This is a genomic window from Methanoculleus sp., assembly GCF_036677455.1.
Taxonomy (GTDB): Archaea; Halobacteriota; Methanomicrobia; order Methanomicrobiales; family Methanoculleaceae; genus Methanoculleus.
On sequence record NZ_JAVBWL010000025.1, the window covers coordinates 1 to 23,245 of the forward strand.

The window sequence follows — 23,245 nt, forward strand, 5'->3', positions numbered from 1 at the left end:
AACCTTCTCAAAGCCGGCGCTGTCATCACCTTCTTCGATATCGACGGGACACCCATCGGGCGCCTCACCCCCTATGGCTACCGGCCGGACGAGGCGGTCCGCCTTGCCCAGGAACGGGCCGCTCCCCACCGGTTTGCACAGCCGATTGCAACGGCCGGCCTCCAGTCGAGGCTCCTCCTCCTCGAGGAATGCTACGGCCATACCGGACGGGATATCTTCTACACGGGAGAGCTCGACTTTCTCCACCAGGCCCGTGAGGAGCTGGCCGTCTCGGTCACCATGGAGGAGCTGCGGAGACTCTCCCGCCTGACCACCGATATGTACTACGAGATTGTCTCCCGCACGCTCCCGCCGGAACTTGGATTCCGGCGCAGAACGAGCCGCCCTTACCTCGATCCCGTCAATGCCATGTTCTCACTCGGGTATGCGATGCTCTACGGCAACTGTTGCGTCTCCCTGATCGGCGCCCATCTCGACCCCGACCTCGGCATGCTCCACGAGGGGGCCGGGAGCCTTGTCTACGACCTCATCGAATCGCAGAAAGCGACGATGGTGGACCGCACGGTCCTCCGGTTTGCCAGGGACGAGGTCTCGGAGGGGGATTATGAACGCGGTGAAAAGAGATGCTACCTTGACGGGAACTTCTCTGCCCGTCTGGTCGCGGCGCTCCGCGACTCCATCGACCAGTCCCGCATCAACGAGCAGGTGCATATCCTGCGGGACGCCCTCCTCACGAACGCCGAGTTCCACGTGCTGTACTGGTGAGTGCCCGCTGGATGGTGAACTCCGGGTAGGCGACAAAGGGGACCTCCTTCTGGGAGAGGTCCCGGATGACGACCCGGGGGCACCCATACAGCATGGAGATGAATTTATCAAGGATGACCGGCTCGCCGGTTGCAGTGATGATCACCCTCCCGTCGGGAAGGTTCATCGCCTCACCGCCGACACCGAGGTTCGTGGCAATTCTTTTGATACATGCCCGAAACCCGACACCCTGGACCCTTCCCGAGATCCCGATCTCGATCGTCTTCACAGCCAGTGCTCCTGGACAAGCCGCATGGACATATCCAGCTCGTCGTAGACCTCGTCCCGGACCGTCGAGTCGCGGATGTTAAGCGCCTCGCTCACGGCCATGTCGAGGACCTCCCTCGACCGATCTTCGTAGCGCTCCGCGTAGATCCGGCATGCCATGTCACCGAGCGCAAAGGCCCGCCGTGAGAGCGGCCGGATGATCCGGGCCTCTTCGAGGGCGCAAAGGAGCATCCGATCCGAAAGTTCATGCTGTCCCGCGTTCCTCGCGATGAGGTAGAACTCGGTGTAGTAGGTTGCCCGTTTTGCCCGATCGGGTGCTGCCCGTATCGCCCGGTCGAGCGTCACCATGTCCTTTGTGGTGTAATCGCCGCTCCGGATTTTGTCGCGACAATCAAGGATCTTGCCATAGACCGTGCTTTTCCAGGATTGGGGCATCGCCTGCTCGAGCTGGACCATCAGGCCGTACCGGATCCGATCGTCGTCGATCGTAGAGACGGCATCGATAGCCCGCTGCCGGACAGCCGGTTTCCCGCTCTTCCGGTACAACGAGAAGAGCATCTGGGCCATCCGCTGCCGTGTCATGGAGGTGATGAACGGGATCTGGATGTTCCCGGCCGTGCTCTCCATGCCGTCGAGCAGTTCGTCGATCTCCCTTTCGTCACCGTAGGTCTCGGCGAACTGGGCTACATCGAAGAGCATCGAGAGCCGGATGTAAGGCGAGGGAATGCTCACCACGGTATGGCACATGGCCGAGAGGATCTCTTTCCTCTGTGCAGGCTCGGCGACCATATCAAAGACTGCAGCGAGTGCGTCTACGTACTCGACCGGATCCTGGATCTTGCCGACCTGCCCGATAGCCCAGTCGACATCCTCCTCCTGCCGGTTAATAGCGTTGAGGCTTTTTGCGGCGTAGATCAGGTTCTTTCTGGAGAACGCCTCCCGCTCCGATCCGACGTAATCAAGCATCTCCTGCGCCTCGGTAAGGTAATTCCTTGCTGCACTGTGGTCGATCCCGCCCATGAGCCCGGCAAGGTCGGAGAGCATGATCACGCGGATCGACGGCTCGGAGATGGTGCCGATGGTCTCGTGGAGTTGTCTGATGATCTCCTCGGCCCGCTTCTCGTTGCCGAGGACCGAGTAAGCGCTCACGATCCGGTACATCCCGGAGTAGCGTGCGTAGACGTCGCCGGTATGCTCGAAGAGACGGTACATCAACTCGAGGACCGGGGGTGACGCGGGCGCTCCCTCGATGCTCTCGAGCAGGTACGCCATCACCTCGTAGGGATCGGCTGAGTCGAACTCCTTCGTGTAACTGGTGAAGAAGGTGAGGATCCGCTGGATCATGGCGGTTCGTTCATACTCCCCCTCGATCTCCAGGGTGAAGAGACTCATCGGGACGGCAAAGATCGGGCTTGCGTTGACCTGTGTGTACTCGAGCATGATGTCGACGTAACTTGCTATCTTGATCGAGATCTCCTCGCGCGGTGTGCTGGTCTGGAGGAGGTTGAGCGCGATCTCGAACGGCTCCATCATGCCGTCGAAGATCCTGACCTTTCCCCGGGAGAGCTGGTCGGCTGCCTGCAGGCTCCCGACCCGGACGTACCCCTCGATGAGAGGATCGACCAGCTGCCGGTGCAGGGACGGGTCGGTGATCTGCGAGAGGATCTGAGCCGCTTCATCCAGGGCCTGAAGCGAGAGTTGTTCGATCCCGTACATGATCAGGCCGTGGAGGACCTTGCCCATCGCAAAGAGCGAGTGGTCCCGGTCCAGCAGGGATGTGGAGAGGACCCGCATCCCGTGGAGAAGGTCAAGGTCGCCGTCCTCGACAGCGAGTACCGCTGCCTGGTCCACGATACCGCCCAGTGCCTCGGCCCGTGCCTGCTGGTCCATGATCTCGCAGGTCAGCGCGGTTGCATGCCGGAGGAGATCCCGATCCTTCCTGACGACGCCGATCCGCGCCATCTCGACGGCGATGGTTGAGACTGCCTGCTCGCGCAGGGCCTGTTCTCCGATCTGGCTCACCAGGTCGACGAGGGCCGACGAGTCATTCTGGTGGACGAACCCACGCCCGATCAGGATGGTGTTGCACTCGAGGAGCAGGGTGTCCTGTGCGCGGTGTGTTCTGGCAATCTCCTTTATTGCTGGTATGTGCCTGACGACCTCGTCAAAGTCGTACTCCTTGCAGAAGTCGGTCACCGCCTGGTGTACCAGCGAGTCGACGATATCGATATCCAGTGCGGTGAGGATGTTCGCGCGGACGAGATCGATCTCGTCACGCCGGACACCCTCCTTGATCAGGCGGACACTGGTATCGAAAAATTGGGCATTGATCCTCTGGGTGCTGCTGGTGACCTTCTTCATGACCTCGATCGCGTGGTAGAAATCGCCCATCCGGGAGAGTGCGTCAGTGATCTGCCGGTAGAGGTGCGTTGCCTTTGCCGCGTCGCAGGACTCATCTATCATCGGTGCGATGTCAAGGAGGATGGTCGGGTTGCCGGTCTTCTCAACGACTGCGATCCCGGAGAGGACGATCTCCTCGATCGGGAGCTGTGTCTCCATGACGCCCCGGGCATTGAACTCGAACGCTTTTTCGAGGAACCATCGATCGCCGCTCCGTTCTGCCTTTTTCAGGAGTTCGAGGACGAGGGTCTGGCCTGCCCATGGTTTCTCATCGTCGAGCCTGAGCAGTTTGGCGTAGACCTGTTTCTTGTCACGCTGGCGGTCGAGGAGCTGTTCGGTCAGGATTGCGAGGACTTCGGTGAGCCGTTCCTCCGGGATGCCCGAGAGTGAGTCGATGATCTGTTCTATGTCGGAGATCTCTTTCTTCAACGACGACTTCCACGTGGCGTCCACGATCTCGGCGATCGAGTTGGTGCGCCGGATCTTCTGGTTGATCTCGGTGGCGCTCAAAAGACCGCTGATCACCAGGTTGATGTTGCCGGACTCGATGCCGGAGCCGGCGATCGCTCTGGCCACGTCGGCATGGAGCTGTGACTGTCGTGATATATCACCGATCTCGGTGAGGACCTGGAGGGCATTCTGCATGATATCGATATTTCGGTGTTTCTGCCCGTACTGGATGAAGAGCGGGACGATCTCGGAGAGGATCGCTGAGCGGTATTTGCGGATGCTGATCTTATCGAAGGCTTCCCCACCTTTCTCGATATAGTGGATGTCCCCGGTATCTACCCCGATCTCGACGAGGTCGCGGGAGATTCCGGCGAGGAGATCGGACTGGTGGCTTTTGCGGTCAAGTTTGTCCACCAGAGTGAATATTGCGCGGAACCATCGTTCATCCTTATTCTGGCTGTAAAAGTCTGCAGCACGCCGGGCAAGAGTGAATACTTCTTCTTTTGTTGGGAGGGCGAGCTGGCTCAGGAGTTCCGGTTGATTCTCGTCGAATGCCGTCTTTATCAGGGCGGCGTTCATCTGCTCATAGAGCGATTTCTTCTCTTTTCTCGTCTGGGTCTCTGATATGTCCAGTACAACCTTTTCAACCTCACGCAGATCGCCTGAAGAGATTGCGGAGGTGATCTTCTGTTTTATCTGTGGCTTTCCATCCATTTTTATCAGCGCTCTTCAGTGGGTCCTGCATCATGGATATCCATTATCATATATATAGATTGCCCAACCCTCCTGGAATCTATTTCTATGAGTATCATGGAGTTCCTCAATAATATTGGGGATATTCCTCAAAACCATGGGGATATGGTGGGCGTCAGGGGTCTCTTACAACCCCGAAAATGAAGTCGCTTAGAGGGTTTGATCCCATCTGTGAGGGGTCAGAAGGAGGTAGGGGGTTATTATACCTGCCTGGTCGCTCGCCCCTTCATCCCGTCGCAACTCGCACCTTCGGTGGGTGCTCAAACTCCGGCCCTTCGCACCCTCCGGGCCATCGCCGCTCGAAGACCTCCGGTCTTCTCAAGCTCCGGCCCTTCGGCCCGTCGCGCTCCGAACCGTCGCACGTTCCGGCAGTCGCACCTTCGGCCCGGAGCGCCCATTTAACCGGTCACAACCTGCATGATCTCCTGGTACATGGCCTCCGCGACGGCCGGATCCTTTGACTCGATCATGATCCTGACCATCGGTTCCGTGCCCGACGCCCGCACCAGGGCCCAGACATTATCCCTGACGATCTTGATGCCGTCGATCTTCTCGACGGTCTCTCCCGAGAATGCCTCTTCGACGGCGTGGACCAATGTGGCCGGGTCCCGGACATGGCGCTTCTCTTTGACCAGGTGGTATGCAGGGAGCCCGTCACGGATCTCCGAGAGTTTTCTGCCGTTGTGGCTCGCGAGAACCGCCACCATCATGGCGGCGGTCATGCCTCCGTCCCGGCAGAACTGGTGGTCGGCGTAGATCAGGCCCCCGTTCCCTTCGCCCCCGAAGGAGACCTTCTTCCCCTCGCCCATCAACTCGATCATCCTTCTCGCGACATAGATGCTCCCTACAGGAGTATAATCGACGGTGCACCCGTGCCGCTCTGCGATCTCCCGGATCAACCGGGAAGTGGCAACCGGGGTGACAACGAGTCCGCCGGGGTTTCTGCTGCAGACGTAGTCCTCGACGAGACCGAACTCGTAGTTCTCTTCTATATAGCATCCTTTGTTATCAACAAAGACCGCCCGGTCGGCGTCGCCGTCATGTGCGACCCCGAACGCGGCACCCGTGGCGACGACCATCTCCGAGAGGGGCTGCAGCCCTTCCGGGGTCGGCTCGGGCATCCGGCCCGGGAAGGTGCCGTCGAGCCGGGCGTTGATGGTGTGGACCCGGCAGCCCATTCTCGAGAGGATGATCGGGGTGGTGAGCGCCGCGGGGCCGGAGCCGGGGTCGACGACGACGGTCATGCCCTCGCCGATGCCCGGCGGGAAGTGCCCGACGACGGCCTGAATGTACTCCTCGATCCGGTCGGGTGCGACTGTCTCCGCACCGACCCTGTCCCAGGATGCCGCGTTGAATTCACCGGCGAAGAACCTGTCCTCGAGCCGGATGGTCTCGTCATCGGACATCTCGGTGCCGTCGGCCTCGATGATCTTCACGCCGTTGTACTCAGGGGGATTATGGGATGCGGTGATCATCGCGCCGCCGTCGAACCGGTTGGCCTTTATGATATATTGCAGGGCCGGCGTGGGGAGGATGCCCATGTCCACCACGTCGCACCCGGTCATCAGGAGCCCGGCCTTGAGGGCGTGGGCCAGGGCTTCGCCGGACGTCCGGGTATCCCTGCCGACCGCTATGGTGCCCTTCCTCATCGATCCGAGTGCGGCGCCGATCTTGAGGACGAGGGCCGGTGTCATCTCCTCCCCGACCACGCCCCGCACGCCATTCGTTCCAAACATCCGTTTTCCTTTCTGCATCTCCATCACATCTCCTCTTTGAGTAATTCCCGTTTCAGCCGGGCGATAGCGCTGCTGGCGGCGGCGAACGCTCCCTCGCCGTGTTCTGCAAGTATAGCAATATAGGTTATACCTTCACCGGGATAGAGCCGTCCTCTCCGGTGGTAGACCCGTGCGCCGATGATCCCGGAGGTTTTTTCCAGTTCTCTCTGGATGCTCGCCGCCAGGGCGTCAGTGGTCTCGTCACGATCCGGAGATCCGGTCCGCCCGGGATCGGTCGGTTCTCTGAACGTGAGGACGGCTCCGGCACGTGAGACGCCGCACTCGCGCCGCAACTCCCGGACCAGCCCCTCGACGGTGTAGTAGTCCTCGAACTTTGGAAGTGCAGCGATCACTTCATCGACCGAAGGGTTCCGGAGCACGATGTTCTCGCTATCGAGGTCGCCTATCACGACCCGCGGGAACAGCCGGGACTTGAACCCCTCGAGTATGGCGTACTCGATCCCGGCGTTGCAGAGGGTCTCCAGGGTGGAGTCGAGGTCGTTCTCGCGCCTGGCGAGGACCGACTTCTCTTCATCGACACCTCCGGATATAGCAGCATGTGATTCATAGTATACGGTGGTGTCCTTTCCGGGTTCGAGCAAAAAGCCGTGGTGTCCCAGGTGCTTGACCGCCCCCACGGTCCCGTGTGCGGAGAGCGCCCCGATCAGGCCCTTTATGAACGTGGTCTTCCCGGCGTTCGAGCGGCCGACGATCTGAATGATCTTCATATATCCTCATCCTCCTTCTCTTCTACCGGGCCCTCTTCGCTCCCTTCCTGGCCGGGCCTGGACTTCAAGACGACCGACGCCGCCTCAGCCACGCCTCGCATCACCTCGGTGATCCGGTCCTCAACGTCGATCTCGTCGTCGAGGTTCAGGCTCGTTCCTTCCACCTCGAGCAGGAACCGGGCGACCTCGCTCGCCTCAAAGAGGATCTCGTCGAGTTCTTCTGCAGTAAAAAAACCGCACATGGCCCCGTAGAAGAATGTGGCTCCTGCTTTCTTCACCTTCTTCTTGAACGAGCTCCTTGCCTGGTTGACTGCCTGTGGAGTGTAGGTGTCGACCATGAAGGGGCAGAGTTCGGGGAGGTTCTCGCCGATGAACGTCATCTCTGAGCCGCTGGTGGTCTTGAAGTCTGCGCAGAGGCGTGCAATCGCCCACTCGCGGGCGGTGATGTGGGTGTGTTTGCGCAGAAACTGGTTGACCCGCAGGTAGGTGGCACCGTCTACTTTCTTGAATTTCTGATACTTGTTTGGGTCTTTCAGGTCAGCAGGATCTTCCATTTTGCATACCCTCTTGTCTGTTTTGGTATTTCAATAGTGTTGGTCGGGCAACTCGACGGTAATCCAGCCGTTCTGGCAATTGAGCGGGATGGAGGTGTGACGCGAGATGCCCGGGCGGCTGTGTGCTCCGGCAGGCGTCATGGTTACCCTGCCTCTATTATGTATAGCATCCTGTGGTTTATGTCTGCCCTTTTGATCACGATGTCGGGTTGGGATCGAGGTCCTTTCCGTTCGGGCCCTGGCCCAATTGGGGCGTTTGTTGCGGACTTCTCATCCAGGATCTGGCCTTCGGGGGTCTGGCGTGGTGGAGCAGGCTGGATAAGTGCAATGGGTCGACGGGTGCGACGCTCCATCGGGAACGGAGTTCGAACACCGGAGGTGCGGGGTGCGATTTGCGACTGCCGGAACGTGCGGCGGTTTGCAGAATGACGTTCCGGGGGAACGCGGTGGTTCTTCGCATCTTCGTGCTCACGCTCTTGCCCTTCGGCCCGTCGCGCTCCGAACCAGGGCACGAGCCCCGCCAGGAGCGAACGGAGTTCAGGAAACCGTGGGGTTTCGAGAGCTGGAGCATGAATACTGGCGGTGCGACCGCAATCGGCTCCGCAGTGCGCCGATTCGTTCAAATCGGCGGGTGGGGGGCTGAAGACCTCTGATACGTCTGCCTCTCGTGGGAAGACGCGGGGGGGGCAAGCCTGGTGTGTATGGGTGTGGAAGCGGTTTCGTTGTCCGGCTTTCAGCTCTGCGATGCTCAATTGGGCCTAAGCCCTTACGGGGGGGCGCTCAAGAGGCGGCGTGGGTCCGATCCCCAATAACTCTGTCCTATTCTTCGGATGGGTGGCCTGTATTGGGGTGCTGGGCCAGTTCGTCGGGTCCCCCCTCTGGTCGGCCATTCGGGTTTTTTGAACCCTCATATTGCCTCTATAAGCCCTGATTGCCATCTTCATGATAGTTAGATGTGGCTGTGTGTTTGATCTGGGGCCTACGGCGCTCTGTGAGGGTCATTTATATATGGGCCGATCCTGGAGAGTCTGTCGGTAAGATGATGCTCCTGGATCGTCCACTTTCGCCCCGCGCGGTGGGGGGTTCATATGCTCAGCGGGGGACGTATTCAATAGGGTCTGCTCTCCCCGTCCACCCGGGGAGAGCAGCCCATTATACCTCCTAACCGCAGTACCTCCTGCATCACCGGAAATATCCTTTTTTAGGGCTAAAATACGAGTTGTCTCCCCTCCTGGGTTCCTGATGCTTTTTTGGGAATGGTATTTTCTTGATGGGCGGGTTCGGACTCGATTCGCCGGAAATCCCGGTTTACCCGGGCAGTTGCGGCACGGCTTTGATTGGAGCCGTTCTCCTGGGGGTGGTGGTCACGCCGGCCGCATTACCTGGCTCCGGTAGTCCTCCTGACCTGGCTCTTGCGGTCAGGCCCCGTGAAGCATGTCTGCCGGCGCAGGCCTGTGCGATCGTGGCTGGCGGTCTGGTGGAGGGGTCTTGCGGGGGATCCGGGGTGTTCAAATTATTGCGGGGAATAGGCATTTACCGCAATTGTGATATACTCAGGTATTCTATTGATTATACGATGGAGAAAACGTCTTTTTCAGAGTGGCTGGATCGCTTCAACGGCTACCTCCGGATGCGGAATTACTCGCCCCGGACGATCAAAAAATACGAACAGGCCATCCAGCGGTTCGCCCGGTATGCCTGGCTTCGGGAACACCCGGGCCCGGAGGGGGTTTCGATCGATGATGCCGCATTCGAAAACGCTCCTCTGGATGCGGATGTCAATGTTTCCGCTGCTCTGGTCACTGATTACTTCTCGTTCCTCTCGGAGGCGCGGGACTACAAGCCAAAGACTCTCCATCGAATGATCTCGACGCTCTCCTCGTTCTATCGTTACCTCTATGCGCAGGGGGCCGTGGTCGCGAACCCCATGCTCGGGGTGGAACGGCCCCGGATCAAGAATCAGGAACTGAAATATCTCAAACACAGTCAGGTGATCCGCCTGATCAACACTATCGAAAGTGAGCGTGACCGGTTGATCGTTCGCCTCATTTACGCCACGGGTGTCCGTGTTTCTGAACTTTGCGCGATAAATGTCGAGGATATTGATTTCGAGGAGCAGACAATCCGGGTGAAGGGGAAAGGCGACAAGATCCGGACCGTCTTTGTCGATGAAGAGACGCTCGATGATATCAACGGGTTCATTGGGAATGCCATTCAGGGGCCGCTCTTTCTCGGCCAGCAGGGCAACCATATCTCTCCGCGAACCGTCCAGCATCTCTTCAAGCAATACGCCCCTGCGGGAATTACGCCGCATAAAATTCGGCATTCTTACGCGAGCGAGCTCTACCGGCGGTCGAAGAACCTTCGCGTCGTACAGGAGAACCTGGGGCACTCCTCCATCAAGACGACCGAGATCTACCTGCATACGGACCTTGATGAGCGTAGAAGCGTCTATCAGCAGTATTTCCCGCTCTCGAACGGGAAGAAGGGTGAGTGAATCCCCCTGATCGGACGGCCTCGATAAACCATATGGTGCTATATTGGTTACGGGGTTCCCCGGGGCACAGCCTCCCTGCCAGCCGCCTGCAGGACTCCTCAACCCGAACTCTAACCCGGGTGCTTTGCTCTGGACCCGGTTAACGGTCTTTTCTCTTAACTCTCGTTCCTGCCTGCCCGGGACCTCCTCCAGAATGCTCAAGTCACTGGAGGGCCAACGGTACGGGTATGCGTTACATCGTCACAGGCGGGGCAGGGTTCATCGGGTCCAACCTTGCAGCGCGACTGGCACGCGACGACCACGACGTCGTGATCATCGACGACCTCTCCACCGGGCGGCACGAGAACGTTGAGTATCTCGCAAGCCTCCCCCGGGTGACGTTCATCGAAGGGAGCGTCACCGACCTTAGCCTGCTCATCGATGCCTGTGCCGGGGCGGACGGCATCTTTCACCAGGCCGCCATCGCCTCGGTTCCTCGCTCCGTAAAAGACCCCCTCGAGACCAACGCCGTGAACGTGGGCGGGAGCGTGAACGTCCTCTGGGCCGCAAAAGAGTGCGGCGTCCCGGCGGTTGTGGCGGCCTCCACCTCGGCGATCTATGGTGACGACCCGGTGTTCCCCAAACTCGAGACGATGGCACCGACCCCGCTCTCTCCTTACGCGGCCTCAAAGCTCGCGGGCGAGTACTACGGAAAGGTCTTCTCGGACCTCTACGGCATTCGGACAATATTCTTGCGCTACTTCAACGTCTTTGGCCCCCGGCAGGACCCGAACTCCGAGTATGCAGCGGTGATCCCGAAGTTCATCACCCGTCTCCTCGACGGAAAGCCGCCGATCATCTACGGCGACGGAGAGCAGACCCGGGACTTCATCTTCGTCGCCGACGTGGTGCAGGCAAACATCAAAGCGATGGAGAGCGGTGCCTCCGGCGTCTACAACATTGCCGGAGGCCGTCGGATCAGTCTCAACGAACTCGCTGGGAATCTATCGGCGATCACCGGCATACACCACCGGCCGATATACGAACCCCCGAGAACCGGGGATGTGCGTGACTCGCTTGCCGACATATCCCGGGCCCGGGAAACCTTCGACTTCTCCCCCATCTATTCCCTTGATGAGGGACTTCGCGAGACCTCGGCGTGGTTCCGGGGCGGCAGATCCTCGATACACCGGTGAAGAGGTCCATACCTTCCTCGCCCGGTGCATCGAGGGTCGCCGGAACACCTGCGGGCCGATCTCGAATTGCCTCCGGTCCGGATGCAGCAACGGCAGGAACATATATATCTTCACTTCGCCAGTAGGGGGGCGAGGTGATATGTATGCCCCAACTGATTACACCGGAGATCCCCCGTAAGGGCGACGGCGACAACGATGCGTCAAGGGCGTACAACGATGCAGTTGTGAAGCGCCCGCACGAACCGACGGTCCTGAACAACAGGGGCGTGGCACTCGAACGGCAGGGACGCTATGAAGAGGCGCTCGCTGCATTCAGTGCGGCGATCCTCTATGATAACGAGGACGTCTACGCCTGGAACAACCGGGCCGTGATCCTCACCCGGCTCAATCGGCCCCAGGAGGCGGTGCTTGCCTGCAAGAAGGCGCTCGCGATAGACCGGTCGTGCATCTTCGCCTGGGTCACCTACGGCATGGTGCTCGGCAGGCTCGGGAAGTACCTGGACGCTGAACGGGTCCTTGCGGTCGCAGAAGACCTCGACCCGCAGGCGCGAGCACTCTATCCCGGAAATTCAACGATGACCCGGGCCTGAGCCGGGGTGCCCAGTCTTCGGGCTCTGCCGGGGCAGGCCGGCAGGCATCCGTGAACCCGGGTCTCCGCCGATACACTGCCGGGTGCGATATGGGTGGGCTGTGTGAGAGCGCCCGAGGGGTTTCGGCCCGGTCGGTCTCCTCAAGACCTTACGTTTTTATCCCCCTTCTCGCAATAGAGTATACATCTTGCCCTTCTCCGGGCACGGAGTCGATCCATGAAGACGCTCATACTTGCAGGCGGGAGCGGCACCCGTCTCTTCCCGCTCTCACGGGAACACTACCCAAAACAGTTCATCCCGCTGGTCGACGAGGAGTCTCTCTTCCAGAAGACCGTGAAGCGGTCACTTCTCTTCTCCTCGCCACAGGAGATCGCCATCGTCACCAACGAGGACCACAAGTTCCTGGTCCGGGACCAGCTCGCCGCCATCGGGTGCGACTGCCGGGTTCTCGTGGAGCCGGTGGGCAGGAACACCCTGCCAGCGATCTACTACGGTGTCCGGGAGGTCACCCGGGAAGACGGGTCCGACACGATCGCGGTGCTGCCCTCGGATCACCTGATCGCCGCGACCGGGGCGTTCCATGAGGCCTTCCGCCGGGCGGAGCAGCTGGCAAAGGACTACCTGGTGGTCTTCGGGGTGCGGCCGACCTCGCCCCATACCGGCTACGGCTACATCTGCCCGGGCGAGCCCCTGCCGGATGGTTCGCTCGTTGACGCCTTCGTGGAGAAGCCTGACCTTGCAACCGCCGAAAAGTATGTCGCCGAAGGCTACCTCTGGAACTCCGGGATGTTCTGCTTTGATGCAGGCCTCTTTCTCTCCGAATGCGAGACGTGCGCACCTGAGGTAGCCCGGGCGTTCGAGCACCCCCTCGGGGAGGCCTATGGGGCAGTCCCTGCCCTCTCCATCGACTACGGGATCATGGAGAGGACCAGGAGGGCGGCGGTCGTGCCGCTTGAGGCTGACTGGAACGATGTGGGGAACTTCGATGCTCTCTATGCCGCCCTGCCAAAGAACGAAAACGGCAACGCGGTCAAGGGCGAGCATATCGGGATTGACTCCTCCGAGAACCTGATCATCGCCGACCGATTGGTCGCCACCGTCGGCGTTCACGATCTTGCCATCGTCGAGACGAAGGACGCGATCCTCGTCGCCGCACGGGACGGGGCCCAGCGGGTCGGTGATATAGCCAAACTTCTCCGTGAGAAAGGGGACTCCCGTGCGCTCTTCCACACGCAGGTCCACCGGCCCTGGGGCTCCTACACGAACCTCGAGGAGGGACGGGCCTACAAGATCAAGCGGGTCACCGTCCCCCCGAAGCGCCGCCTCTCGCTGCAGATGCACCACCACCGCTCCGAGCACTGGGTGGTCGTCACCGGGTGCGCCGAGGTGACGATCGGCGACGCAACCTCCCTCCTCCGGAACGGTGAGTCCACGTTTGTGCCGGCAGGAACGGTCCACCGGCTCGCGAATCCCGGCCTCCTCCCCCTCGAACTGATCGAGGTGCAGATCGGGGAGTATACCGGCGAGGACGACATCGTCCGGTTCGAGGACGACTTCGAGCGGGCGTGAGCGGCCGGAGGCCCCTCCTTCCCCCCGTCTGCCCGCGACCAAACCGATATAATCCCGCGATACATAGAATATAGGAGCCGATACCGGAGGCATCGGTGGTTTAGACTTGTTTCTCGTACCCCCGTAGTGTAGTGGTCAATCATGCAGGACTTTGGATCCGGCGACGGCGGTTCGAATCCGCCCGGGGGTATCAGGACGTGGAGTTCGATACCCACGCCACTTCGCTATGTTCTACCCGGGATTGTTGTCCATTCACATAAGATGATACACATGAGTACCTCGCAGTCGCCCTCATCTTGTTCGGCGGCGAAACCGGAAAGGACTTTTCGGCCCACGGCGAGCATACGAGAATGACCCCTCTCTCTCCTCTCCTGATCGCCCCCTGCGGCATAAACTGCGGGCTCTGCATCGGCTACCTCCGGGAGAGGAACAGATGCCCGGGCTGCCGGACGGATGATGCCGGCAGCCTGAACGCGTATTGCGCCCGGTGCAGGATCCGGCAGTGCGAAGATCGTAAGGGTGAGTACTGCTACGACTGTGCCGGGTATCCCTGCACGCGGCTGAAACGCCTGGACAGGCGCTACGCAAAATACCGAACGAGCGTGCTCGACAACCTGTGCAGGATACGGGATCGGGGAGCCGTGGAGTTCGTCGAACAGGAGAAGGTCCGCTGGACGTGCCCGCAGTGCGGACATATCCTCAGCATGCACAGGGATCGCTGCCTGTATTGTGGTCTGACATGGTGATGAGGGAGCATCACCCGCACCGCTGCCCGGATGAGCCCGGTGCCATCGATACCTTTTTTGCGCTCGATATCATCCGCCCTCCGGTGCCACCGAACATGACCGATACGAGGATACAATCCATCCATGCCCGCGAGATACTGGATTCAAGGGGGAACCCGACCATCGAAGCGGATGTCACGCTCGCCTGCGGGGCGTCCGGGCGTGCCGCGACTCCCTCCGGCGCATCGACCGGGAAGCACGAAGCCATCGAGCTCCGGGACGGCGTAAAGGACCGTTACGGCGGAAAAGGGGTGCAGCGACCCGTCGCCCGAATCAACGGCGAGATCGCTGTTACCCTGCAGGGCATGGACGCCCGCGATCAGGCGGCGGTGGACGAGTCTCTCTCCCTGCTGGACGGAACCCCGAACAAGCGCAACCTCGGCGCCAACGCCACGCTTGCGGTCTCTATGGCCGTCGCTCGTGCGGCCGCCGCCGCGGAGGGTCTCTGGCTCTGGGAGTACCTGGGAGACCCGTTAAAGCCGCTCCTTCCCGTACCGATGATGAACATCCTCAACGGTGGAGTTCATGCCGGCTGGCAGGGGCCGGATTTCCAGGAGTACATGATCGCTCCCTACGGCGCTCCGAGCATTGCGGAAGCGGTCCGATGGGGGAGCGAGACCTACCATGCGCTCAAAGATATTCTCAAAGCGCAGGGTTACACGACCGGTGTCGGCGACGAAGGCGGGTTTGCCCCCGCAGTCTCCACGAACACCGAGCCGCTCGACCTGATCGTGGAGGCGATCGAGCGTGCCGGGTATGCGCCCGAGAGAGAGATCGGGATCGCCCTCGACCCGGCATCGAGCGCGTTTTACTCGGGCGGCGTCTACAACCTCCGGACCGAGGGGCTGACCCTGACCGCTGCCGAGATGGTGGACCGGTACCGCGACCTTGCCATGGCATACCCGATCATCGTCATCGAGGATGGCCTTGCCGAGGACGACTGGGACGGCTGGCGCCTGTTGACCGGGGCGCTTGGTGATAAGGTGGAACTCGTCGGCGACGACCTCTTCGTCACGAACGTCGATCGAATCGATCAGGGTATCCGGAAGGGAGTTGCCAACGCCGTCCTGATCAAGCCCAACCAGATCGGGACGGTGACCGAGACGATCGCCGCGGTGCGCCTGGCACAGCAGCAAAACTGGGGTGCGATGGTCTCCCACCGGAGCGGCGAGACCGTCGATACGTTCATCGCCGATTTCACTGTCGCCATGCAGACGGGCCACCTCAAGACCGGGGCCCCGGCCCGGGGGGAGCGGGTGGAGAAGTACAATCAACTCATCAGGATCGAGGAGGCGGCCGGAGATACGGCCCGGTATGCCGGGAGGAGCGGGTTTGTCCGGTAGGATGGCGTCGGTCGGATCGTAAACCGGGGGGACGTATGGCTCCGTGGCTCACGGGGCGGAACTGACCCGCTACGCGCGAATCACCCCCTTCGGGAAGAGGAGTCTTCGTACTGAGACCGTCCTCTGCTGCCGCTCTTGCCGGTGGCAGGGGGTGTGCCGGGAGGCATCCTTCACTCCTGCCAGGGGTCCCGCTCCCTGATATACCCCTTCAGCCGGTCGGCGTTGGGGGATGCCACCATGATTGTGTCGTAGTCCAGGATCTGGTTGTTCAGGTACTGGAGGGTGAGGAGATCCTCGCCGGTGGAGGTGAGGTGCAGTCCGGCAAAGAAGAAGCCGAGGGTCTCGATCGCGCCCACTACAGCAGCGGTTGCCGGAGCGGTGAGCGGGAGGTGGATGTAGACGGCCTCGAGACGTCCGGCACGGAGGCGGCCGAGTTCGCGCCTGAGCCGGGGGATGAGATCGGTGCCGATAAACCGGATACGAATCTGAGCCGTCCGGTAGACCTCTTCGATGGTGATAGAGTATTCGCTCTTCTCCGGCTGGTTGGCCGGCGCATCGCCGATGCCGAAGGGCGGGTGCACGCCCAGGTCATCGTAGATCTCTTGTATTATGCCGGCATGCTGCTCTGGTGGGTAGAGAACCGGATGCTCCGGCGGTGAGAGGTAGCGGAAGACCCCAAGGATGCTCTCCCTGACCTGGTTTTCGCCCGCTATCCCGGTGAACCGGAGCGGGGTGTAACGCGAGAGGAGGAGGGCGCACTCGCCCATCCCAAAGGCCCGGGCCGACCGCTGCGAGTAAAGGTGAGTACAGACCGCCTGTCCGGAGAGTGCTGTCTGGTGCCGGCGTTTGGCCTCGGTAACGACGGTTGCCATCAGGTCCGAGAAGACCCGCCGGCTCCGATAGGGCGGGTTCACGAACCCGAGCGCGATCTCGGCTACGCCGGGGTCATCGTAGAAGAGGAGCCCGGCATGGCCGACCACGGTATTCCCGTCGACCGCGACGAACGAGATGAGGTCACCCGATCGGATCAGGGCTTTGAGCACGTCCGGATGGTAGACCTGCTCGTAGCCGTAGGAGTAGCCGTAGCTGAAGTAAGCGCACCGTGAGATCTCAACCGCCTCATCGGGCAGGGTCGGGCGGATCAGCACGGATCCAGGGGATGCGGGCGGCACCGGGGAGCGGGAGGAATGCGGGAGCGCTCTACAATCCTTCGCCAGCAGGGTCTCCTTCCCGGCCCAGCCCCTGTTGGTAAAGACGATCTCATCCATGACCGCACGACACCGGGGCAGTACCACTGGAGATATCTCCGGGTCGAAGGGGATCCCGTGTTCGACGATCCGTGCCTCGAACCGGTCGGCGGCGATCGAGCAGGTGAGCGTGATCTCGCCCTCCATATCCGGCGGAAAGGCGTGGTCGATGATCCAGAGCACCGCCTCCTCGACGCCGAGGGTGAGTTGCTCGATCGTGCCGGCGGGAAGACCGGCAAGGGATGCCATTCGGGAGACTGCCAACCGAACAACACCGATGAAAGCCGGATCGCTCTGGATGGTCACCTGTACCTGCTGTTCCATCTGTGGTGGAGGTTTGCGGTGAGAGGTCTTGAAGGTGGCGTATTCATGATGGCTCTTGAAAGCAGGTTATTTTTGCAGTATGGAGTGCATTCCTGAAGCGGTGAGGGTGAACAACCCCGGCGGGATGCTGCCGTTGTTCTCCCGCTGCCGCCCTGCAACTCCCGCGCGTTGCACACATTTCTTAAAGCCTTCTCTCCAGATCATAGGTAACAATGGAAAGTGCACTATCTATCGAACTCCAGGTGAGCCTCCTCCTCTTCCTGGCGCTCGCCGGCTACCTCCTGGCATCCAGGATCAACCAGTCGGCGACGGTCGGGGCCATCCTTGTGGGGATTCTGGTCGGACCGAGCGTGCTCGGTCTGATCACCTACACGGACTTTGTCGCAGCTCTGGCCCACATGGGGGCGATCATCCTCCTCTTTGCCATCGGGTTCGAGTTTAATCTCAAGGATATCCTCACACTTCGTAACGGCGTCATATCGTTCTTTGGCGTGGTCGTTCCGTGGGTAGGCGGTTACGCCGTCACCATCCTCTTCGGGTTCGACTTTGCCACCGCAGTCTTCGTCGGCACGGCGCTGACCGCGACGAGCACCGCCATCACCGCGAATGTCCTCAAGGAGATCGGCATGCTCCAGACCGAGGCAGCGAAGGCGATCATCGGCGCAGCGGTCATCGACGATATCCTCTCCTTACTCGCACTCTCCCTCACCCTGGATCTGGTGGCCGGAGATGTCTCGATAGGAGGGGCCGCCCAGACGGTCGCCATAGCTCTGGCCTTTGTCGCCGTGGCCGGTACGGTCGGGGTCCTCTTCGTACGAAAGCTCATCCAGCGGATGGATGCGTCTCCCCTGGCGCGGCAGTACCCCGGGTTTGTCTTCATCTTTGCCCTGATGCTGGCGTTCCTCTACGCATTGGTCGCCGATCTCATCGGTCTATCGGGGATCATCGGGGCGTTCCTTGCTGGAATTGCCTTCAGCGATGTCGAACTTCGGCAGAGCAGGAGCGTCAAACTGGGCGCCGAATACTTCGAGGTCGTCTTCGCCTCGATCTTCTTCATATCGCTTGGTGTCCTGGTCGACATCCGCGCACTCACCGCTGAGATCGCTCTCTTCGTTGCGGCGCTGACTGTGGTCGCTCTCGTCACCAAGATCGTCGGATGCGGTCTCCCTGCCCGGTTGATGGGGATGTGCCGAGAGGACTCCCTCATCGTCGGGTTCGGGATGGCGGCGCGGGGAGAGGTGACGATGATCATCGCGCTGATCGGGCTGAATGCCGGATTCATCGACCAGGGCATCTTTGTGGCCTGTATCCTGATGAGTCTGCTGACCACCCTCATCACCCCGATCGTCTACCGGAACTGGTTCTTCAAGGGCGCATACTGCACCCCGGAGTGATGCGGGGGAAGATCCCCCGCACCCTTTTAAAATAGTCTTCTCGCCTCCCGGCGCACCTGGTCCTCACCAGGCTTCCGGAAACGCCATGTTGGTATAGATGTCCTCGAGGCGCGCCTTGTGGCCGCGCTCCATCGAGGCGAGGCTCTCGAACAGTTCTATCTGCTCCGGGTCAACGCTCAGGCCCGCAAGCTGGGTATACATCTGCATCGCGTCGAGTTCATTCCTGATCGCGATAACAAGGCCGTCGAGCGGCTTTAAGTCGGCCGAGAGCGGTGGGACCTCCAGGGTATCGGTGACCTTGTAGTCGCGCTTCGTGTCGAACCCGAGTTTCCCGGGCTCTTTTGTAAGAAAGCCCTCCAGGGTCCTTCTGTGGTTGCTCTCTTCCCCGGCAAGTTCGTTGAAGAGGCTCTTTAAGTTCTCATCCTTGACCTTCTCCCTGACCGTGCGGTAGAAGGTGTAGGATTCGATCTCCTTCTCGATGGCGTTTAATATGATAGAGCGGTACTCTTCGATGTCCATGGCTTCATGCACCGATGGGGAGTAGCACCCGGTGCTCTTAAACCTTGCTGGGCCGGACCCGGGTATTGCGCCGGCTGGATCCCGCACTTCTTCTTGCTCAAGGCAAAGGATCGGGAGATCACATAACCGGCGGGGACTTTGCCGGGTTCGAGGGTCCGGAGCCGCCGCATGAAAAAAAGATTAGATGAACCGTGGCTTCTTCGAGAGGAGCCTCGGGGTGTAGAGCGGGCGGAAGGGTTTCCCGGCGGTCTCGATCTTCACTGCCTGGATGAGTTCGCTCTCGCTCATCGTCTCCTTGTACGGCTTCTTCTTCTCCGAGAGTCTCCTGACGGTGACCGTGAGCCGGCCGGTCTCGGCCTCCTGGTCGCCGATCACCGCGACGTAGGGCACCCAGTCCATCCCGGCCTCGCGGACCTTCTTGTTCACGCTCTCGTCCCGGTCATCGAGATCCACCCGGATCCCGGCTGCCTTCAGGCGAGCACCGATCTCCTCGCCGAAGCAGACGTGTCGCTCTGCCACCGGCACAAGCCTGACCTGGGTCGGGGCGAGCCAGGTCGGGAACGAGGGGACCTCCATTGCCGCGGTCCCCTCGAGCATCGCACAGATCACCCGCTCGATCGAGCCCGTTGGCGAGCAATGGAGGATCGGGGGGTGGATCTCCGTCCCCTCCGGGGTGTAATACTTGATGTCGAACCGGTCCGCGCTCTCGACGTCGATCTGGACCGTCGGGTTCTCGATCGGTCTTCCCTGTGCATCGATCGCCGCGAGGTCGGCCTTTGCTATCCAGTAGTGCGTCCGCTCCGAGAGGATCTCGATCAGCATCGGGACGCCCGACTTCGCAACAAGCTGCTTCACCCAGGGTTCGTACTGGTCAAAGAAGTCCCGGGTGCACCGGAAGACCCCTACGAGCGGGGTCTCGAGGTCCTCGCCGCTCTTCCAGCCCATCGCAAGTTGCTCCTCGAACGACGCAAGCGCATCGTCAACGTCACGGCAGAGGGTGTGCATATCGGGCATCGTGAAGGCGCGGAGGCGCTTCAACCCGATCACCTCGCCCTTCTGCTCGTGCCGGAACGAGTAGGTCGAGAGCTCGTAGAGTTTCAGCGGGAGGGTGTTCGGCGAGATGTGCATATCATGCATGGTGCAGAACATGCCGAAACACGCCGCGAACCGGAGCATCATATCGCGGTTGCCGCTCTTGAACCGGTACTGCCGTTCCCCGAACTTGGCGGCGTGTTCCGAGATCGACGCATCGGCGAGGTCGTACATCACCGGGGTCTCCACCGGCATCCCGCCGTAGTCGAGCACCCGTGCAAGGACATAATCCCCGAGGAGGTCCCGGATGAGTTTGCCCCGGGGCATCCAGCGGAGGTTCCCGACGTCCGAGCGCGGCTCGTATTCCACGAGTTCCTTTGCGCGCATCAGGTCCACGTGGATCGGCTCGACTCCTTCCTGCCCCGGATACCCGAGCTCTTTCTTGATCAGGGAGGCGAAGGGCGTATTCTCCTTCACGTAGTCGGCCGCGTCTTTACGCTCCCCTTCAGGGGTGAAGACGAAGAACTCGTGCTGGATCTCCTTCTTCGGTGTGGCTGCTGCTCCATCGCCCGGCACGATCGTCCGGGAGAGTTCCGAGAGGGGGTGGCCCTTGCAGGAGAGCGAGAAGGCCTTGTACCAGCCGAACGGCGCCCGTTTCACCACAAAGCCACCCTCCCCGGTGAGGGTCTCTTCGATGCCCTTCAGAGCGATCACTGCCGACTCCGGCGATGCAAGGTCGGAGGAGAGGTGGGCATAGGGGTAGATCATGATATTGGTAGTGCCGAGCTGCCGCGCCGTGGTGACGATCTCCTCTGCCGCCTGCCTGACGGCATCCTCGATGTTCTCCTCGTCGACAGACTCGACCGCGCAGAAGACGGCGAGCGCCTCATCGAGGGCGTCTTTCTGGACGGCGTCCTCTTCGGCGACCTTTGTCTTCTTCCGGGCTTCGTATTCGATATGATCAGAGTGGATTAGAAGAAGTCGCATTGGTATCCCCAGTTGAATCGTTCAATATCTGTTTTCCTGCTATATAGTGCATAATGCTCTTCTGGAGAGGCGGCGGGAAGTGTGGTTTTGCCCGACCGCCGGCGGCCGAGGTCACGCGCGGCGCGCGTTCTCATGGTAACGGGAGAGGGTCGCCTGCCGCTGGTCCATGTACTTCGCGTCCTGCTTCATGTTGTAGGGGCGCGCGGCACGATCCGTCCGGTAGAAGACCAGCTGCCCGATCGGCATCCCCGCATAGACCCGGACCGGCCGGGAGTTCACGTTGCACATCTCAAGCGTTATCGTCCCCCGGAACCCTGCGTCGATCCAGCCGCCCGTCTGGTGGAGTTCGACCCCCAGGCGTGCGATGCTGCTCTTCCCCTCGATGCTTGCCACGACGTCGTCGGGAAGCGCGATCGACTCCAGGGTCTCGGCAAGGATGAACTGCCCCGGAGCAAGAACGATCGAGTCGGCCACCGTCTCCTCAACTTCCGAACAGACGCTCCCCCTTTCGTAGGGGTCGATCACGGTATCTCCCGGAACGTACCAGACAAAGTGGGAACCGAGCCTGATATCCAGGGAGTTGGGCTGGATAAGGCCGGGCTCAAAGGGGTCTACCTTGATATACCCGTGCCTGATGCGATCTTCTATCTGCCAGTCGACAAGAATCATTCTCTTAGATCTCTCCTTTAAGCCAGTTTATTCTTTGTTTTCGAGGTGCCACTCCGTCCGGCGCATCAGCCCGTGAAGTGTGCTTGCCTCGCGGATGGTCAGTTTCGTCCTCCCGAGCACCCGGCGGATGAGGGTCATCGTGTTCTCCCGCTTGAAGTCCGGGTGGTCGATCCGGTCGAGGAAGGCACTGATGTGCCGGTAGAGCGAATCCATCTCGACGGGGTTCGCAAGCGGATAGGTCCCGCGGGGCAGGTTCGCAAGCTCGTAGCAGAGGATGCCGACCGCGTGGGAGAGGTTCAGGATGGGATAGACCTCCGAGGTCGGGATGGTGCAGATGAGGTTTGCCCGCGCGAGTTCGGTGTTTGCAAGCCCCCAGTTCTCCCGCCCGAAGAGGACCGCGACCGTCCCGTCGATATCGGCGACGATCTCGCGGACCTCCGCCGGCGCGTAGTAGGGCATTCGCATCGGGGTACAGACCGACTTGCTCACCTCGCCGGTCGTCGCGATAATAAAGTCAAACTCCCGGTAGACCTCCTCGATCGTCATCCGGCGGGCGCCCTCAAGGACGTCCCGGGCATGGGAGGCGCGCATGGTAGCGTCGTCGCCGAGCGCGCAGGGGTTGACCAGCACCAGTTGGGTGAACCCGAAGTTCTTCATCACCCGGGCGGTAAACCCGATATTCCCATCGTAGAGAGGTTCTACCAGGACGATTGAGACATCAGGCATGCCTCACTGTACCGCCCGGACCGTCGCCCGGAGCACGTCGATCCCTTCCTCGTAAACCGCATTGCCCACGACGATTGTATCGGCGATGCGGCCCATCTCCATCGCCTGTTCCGCCGAGCGGATCCCGCCGCCGTAGTAGAGGGTGGCGTTCTCGACCGCATCGGACGCTGCCTGCACGATCGCGGGATTGCCATAGGTTCCGCTGTACTCGATGTAGACGATCGGGAACCGGAAGTAGCGGTCCGCCACTTCCACGAACGCGGCCACATCCTCGCCGGAGAGCGCGCAGTTCGCCCCCGTCACCCGCCCGACGGCGGAGTTCGGATTGAGGACGATGTAGGCCTCGGGCACCACCATCTCCCAGTCGATGCTTCTCGCGTGGCGGAGCCACGTGTAGTGCTTCCCGACGATCCAGCGAACGTCGTTTGCGTTCATCACGCTCGGCACGAAGAGGTGATCGATCATCTCGTCGAATATGGCGCAGTCGGGACTTGCCGGCTCCACGACCAGCGGTAACCCGTAGGAGGAGACCATATCCAGGAGTTCATGGAGGTTCTCCTGCGTCACGTTCAGCGTGCCCGAGAGCATCAGGGCATCGGTTCCGCTTGTCACGATATCTTCGACGAGTTCCGGCGGGAGACGTTTGTCGGGGTCCAGTTTCGTCACGTGTGCCCAGGTCTTCCAGTTCGCGTGCAT

At 60.9% G+C, this 23,245-nt stretch carries 19 protein-coding genes and 1 tRNA gene; 9 read left to right on the plus strand and 11 right to left on the minus strand.

Annotated features, from left to right (window positions below; genetic code table 11):
- Window positions 1–765 (plus strand): CRISPR-associated endonuclease Cas1 (cas1, locus tag V6K60_RS06100; RefSeq protein ID WP_332449625.1); only part of this gene is annotated, 765 nt, incomplete at its 5' end.
- Here cas1 and V6K60_RS06105 read toward each other — a convergent pair.
- The 5 genes from V6K60_RS06105 to V6K60_RS06125 all read right to left on the minus strand — a co-directional run bounded on the left by V6K60_RS06105 (window position 731) and on the right by V6K60_RS06125 (window position 7,692).
- On the minus strand, window positions 731–1,033 hold the full coding sequence (locus V6K60_RS06105) for an acylphosphatase (protein WP_332449626.1): 303 nt from the start codon (window positions 1,031–1,033) through the stop codon (window positions 731–733). The genes cas1 and V6K60_RS06105 overlap by 35 nt on opposite strands.
- A complete protein-coding gene (locus tag V6K60_RS06110) occupies window positions 1,030–4,596 on the minus strand; it encodes a hypothetical protein (RefSeq protein ID WP_332449627.1) in 3,567 nt (1,188 codons plus the stop codon). Before V6K60_RS06110 ends, V6K60_RS06105 begins: the two co-directional genes overlap by 4 nt.
- A gap of 437 nt (window positions 4,597–5,033) precedes the next feature.
- Entirely contained in the window at window positions 5,034–6,389 is a 1,356-nt protein-coding gene (glmM, locus tag V6K60_RS06115) for a phosphoglucosamine mutase (RefSeq protein ID WP_332449709.1), read from the minus strand.
- 5 nt (window positions 6,390–6,394) lie between these two features.
- A complete protein-coding gene (gene mobB / locus V6K60_RS06120; protein WP_332449628.1) occupies window positions 6,395–7,138 on the minus strand; it encodes a molybdopterin-guanine dinucleotide biosynthesis protein B in 744 nt (247 codons plus the stop codon).
- On the minus strand, window positions 7,135–7,692 hold the full coding sequence (locus tag V6K60_RS06125; protein WP_332449629.1) for a DUF5806 family protein: 558 nt from the start codon (window positions 7,690–7,692) through the stop codon (window positions 7,135–7,137). The genes mobB and V6K60_RS06125 overlap by 4 nt, the downstream gene beginning before the upstream one ends.
- 1,576 nt (window positions 7,693–9,268) lie before the next feature.
- Between V6K60_RS06125 and xerA the strand changes: the two genes are divergently transcribed.
- The 7 genes from xerA to eno all read left to right on the plus strand — a co-directional run bounded on the left by xerA (window position 9,269) and on the right by eno (window position 15,651).
- Window positions 9,269–10,189: a site-specific tyrosine recombinase/integron integrase gene (gene xerA, locus V6K60_RS06130; RefSeq protein ID WP_332449630.1), complete on the plus strand. Its 921-nt coding sequence runs from the start codon at window positions 9,269–9,271 to the stop codon at window positions 10,187–10,189.
- Between the two features lie 227 nt (window positions 10,190–10,416).
- Window positions 10,417–11,364, plus strand: a complete 948-nt coding sequence (locus V6K60_RS06135) for an SDR family oxidoreductase (RefSeq protein WP_332449631.1) — start codon at window positions 10,417–10,419, stop codon at window positions 11,362–11,364.
- A gap of 143 nt (window positions 11,365–11,507) precedes the next feature.
- Complete coding sequence (locus V6K60_RS06140; protein ID WP_332449632.1) at window positions 11,508–11,954, plus strand: tetratricopeptide repeat protein; 447 nt, start codon at window positions 11,508–11,510, stop codon at window positions 11,952–11,954.
- 216 nt (window positions 11,955–12,170) lie between these two features.
- Window positions 12,171–13,523 (plus strand): mannose-1-phosphate guanylyltransferase/mannose-6-phosphate isomerase, encoded by a 1,353-nt coding sequence (locus tag V6K60_RS06145; protein WP_332449633.1) that lies wholly within the window; start codon window positions 12,171–12,173, stop codon window positions 13,521–13,523.
- Window positions 13,524–13,640: 117 nt separating this feature from the next.
- Window positions 13,641–13,713: transfer RNA gene (locus V6K60_RS06150), tRNA-Gln, on the plus strand.
- A 160-nt stretch (window positions 13,714–13,873) separates the two neighbouring features.
- A complete protein-coding gene (locus tag V6K60_RS06155; RefSeq protein WP_332449634.1) occupies window positions 13,874–14,269 on the plus strand; it encodes a DUF3795 domain-containing protein in 396 nt (131 codons plus the stop codon).
- A gap of 95 nt (window positions 14,270–14,364) precedes the next feature.
- On the plus strand, window positions 14,365–15,651 hold the full coding sequence (gene eno / locus V6K60_RS06160) for a phosphopyruvate hydratase (RefSeq protein WP_332449710.1): 1,287 nt from the start codon (window positions 14,365–14,367) through the stop codon (window positions 15,649–15,651).
- Window positions 15,652–15,821: 170 nt separating this feature from the next.
- Here the strand turns inward: eno and V6K60_RS06165 are convergent, their stop codons facing one another.
- Window positions 15,822–17,222, minus strand: coding sequence for a GNAT family N-acetyltransferase (locus tag V6K60_RS06165; protein ID WP_332449635.1), 1,401 nt, complete (start codon window positions 17,220–17,222; stop codon window positions 15,822–15,824).
- A 212-nt stretch (window positions 17,223–17,434) separates the two neighbouring features.
- Between V6K60_RS06165 and V6K60_RS06170 the strand changes: the two genes are divergently transcribed.
- Window positions 17,435–18,616 (plus strand): cation:proton antiporter, encoded by a 1,182-nt coding sequence (locus V6K60_RS06170; protein ID WP_332449636.1) that lies wholly within the window; start codon window positions 17,435–17,437, stop codon window positions 18,614–18,616.
- Between the two features lie 63 nt (window positions 18,617–18,679).
- Here the strand turns inward: V6K60_RS06170 and V6K60_RS06175 are convergent, their stop codons facing one another.
- The 5 genes from V6K60_RS06175 to V6K60_RS06195 all read right to left on the minus strand — a co-directional run bounded on the left by V6K60_RS06175 (window position 18,680) and on the right by V6K60_RS06195 (window position 23,245).
- The gene (locus V6K60_RS06175) at window positions 18,680–19,135 is read right to left on the minus strand and encodes a ferritin-like domain-containing protein (protein WP_332449711.1); all 456 of its coding nucleotides are present in this window, start codon (window positions 19,133–19,135) and stop codon (window positions 18,680–18,682) included.
- Window positions 19,136–19,315: 180 nt separating this feature from the next.
- Window positions 19,316–21,154, minus strand: coding sequence for a threonine--tRNA ligase (locus tag V6K60_RS06180; RefSeq protein WP_332449637.1), 1,839 nt, complete (start codon window positions 21,152–21,154; stop codon window positions 19,316–19,318).
- 111 nt (window positions 21,155–21,265) lie between these two features.
- Entirely contained in the window at window positions 21,266–21,823 is a 558-nt protein-coding gene (gene dcd / locus V6K60_RS06185) for a dCTP deaminase (RefSeq protein ID WP_332449638.1), read from the minus strand.
- Window positions 21,824–21,850: 27 nt separating this feature from the next.
- On the minus strand, window positions 21,851–22,549 hold the full coding sequence (locus V6K60_RS06190; protein WP_332449639.1) for an RNA methyltransferase: 699 nt from the start codon (window positions 22,547–22,549) through the stop codon (window positions 21,851–21,853).
- A 3-nt stretch (window positions 22,550–22,552) separates the two neighbouring features.
- On the minus strand, window positions 22,553–23,245 hold the full coding sequence (locus V6K60_RS06195) for a phosphoglycerol geranylgeranyltransferase (protein ID WP_332449640.1): 693 nt from the start codon (window positions 23,243–23,245) through the stop codon (window positions 22,553–22,555).

Coding starts and splice junctions, on each gene's coding strand:
- mobB (WP_332449628.1), bottom strand. CDS start 7,138: ATGAAGATCATTCAGATCGTCGGCCGCTCGAACGCCGGGAAGACCACG.
- eno (WP_332449710.1), top strand. CDS start 14,365: ATGACCGATACGAGGATACAATCCATCCATGCCCGCGAGATACTGGAT.
- V6K60_RS06175 (WP_332449711.1), bottom strand. CDS start 19,135: ATGGACATCGAAGAGTACCGCTCTATCATATTAAACGCCATCGAGAAG.
- V6K60_RS06170 (WP_332449636.1), top strand. CDS start 17,435: ATGGAAAGTGCACTATCTATCGAACTCCAGGTGAGCCTCCTCCTCTTC.
- V6K60_RS06195 (WP_332449640.1), bottom strand. CDS start 23,245: ATGCACGCGAACTGGAAGACCTGGGCACACGTGACGAAACTGGACCCC.
- glmM (WP_332449709.1), bottom strand. CDS start 6,389: ATGCAGAAAGGAAAACGGATGTTTGGAACGAATGGCGTGCGGGGCGTG.
- V6K60_RS06110 (WP_332449627.1), bottom strand. CDS start 4,596: ATGGATGGAAAGCCACAGATAAAACAGAAGATCACCTCCGCAATCTCT.
- V6K60_RS06180 (WP_332449637.1), bottom strand. CDS start 21,154: ATGCGACTTCTTCTAATCCACTCTGATCATATCGAATACGAAGCCCGG.
- V6K60_RS06125 (WP_332449629.1), bottom strand. CDS start 7,692: ATGGAAGATCCTGCTGACCTGAAAGACCCAAACAAGTATCAGAAATTC.
- V6K60_RS06145 (WP_332449633.1), top strand. CDS start 12,171: ATGAAGACGCTCATACTTGCAGGCGGGAGCGGCACCCGTCTCTTCCCG.
- V6K60_RS06135 (WP_332449631.1), top strand. CDS start 10,417: ATGCGTTACATCGTCACAGGCGGGGCAGGGTTCATCGGGTCCAACCTT.
- V6K60_RS06155 (WP_332449634.1), top strand. CDS start 13,874: ATGACCCCTCTCTCTCCTCTCCTGATCGCCCCCTGCGGCATAAACTGC.
- dcd (WP_332449638.1), bottom strand. CDS start 21,823: ATGATTCTTGTCGACTGGCAGATAGAAGATCGCATCAGGCACGGGTAT.
- xerA (WP_332449630.1), top strand. CDS start 9,269: ATGGAGAAAACGTCTTTTTCAGAGTGGCTGGATCGCTTCAACGGCTAC.
- V6K60_RS06190 (WP_332449639.1), bottom strand. CDS start 22,549: ATGCCTGATGTCTCAATCGTCCTGGTAGAACCTCTCTACGATGGGAAT.
- V6K60_RS06140 (WP_332449632.1), top strand. CDS start 11,508: ATGCCCCAACTGATTACACCGGAGATCCCCCGTAAGGGCGACGGCGAC.
- V6K60_RS06165 (WP_332449635.1), bottom strand. CDS start 17,222: ATGGAACAGCAGGTACAGGTGACCATCCAGAGCGATCCGGCTTTCATC.